Source organism: Leclercia sp. UBA7405 (assembly GCF_037152215.1).
Lineage (GTDB): Bacteria > Pseudomonadota > Gammaproteobacteria > Enterobacterales > Enterobacteriaceae > Enterobacter > Enterobacter pneumoniae.
Genome location: NZ_JBBCMR010000034.1, coordinates 1 through 223, shown reverse-complemented (window position 1 = coordinate 223; position 223 = coordinate 1). Strand labels below are relative to the sequence as shown.

Here is a 223-nt window from a genome sequence, read left to right as displayed (position 1 = left end):
TTAGAAGCAGCCATCATTTAAAGAAAGCGTAATAGCTCACTGGTCGAGTCGGCCTGCGCGGAAGATGTAACGGGGCTAAACCATGCACCGAAGCTGCGGCAGCGACACTTAGGTGTTGTTGGGTAGGGGAGCGTTCTGTAAGCCGTCGAAGGTGTGCTGTGAGGCATGCTGGAGGTATCAGAAGTGCGAATGCTGACATAAGTAACGATAAAGCGGGTGAAAA

At 51.6% G+C, this 223-nt stretch carries 1 rRNA gene; it reads left to right on the top strand.

What is annotated here, in order from left to right:
• Nucleotides 1-223: ribosomal RNA gene (locus tag WFN75_RS22590) — 23S ribosomal RNA — on the top strand; the annotation flags it as partial.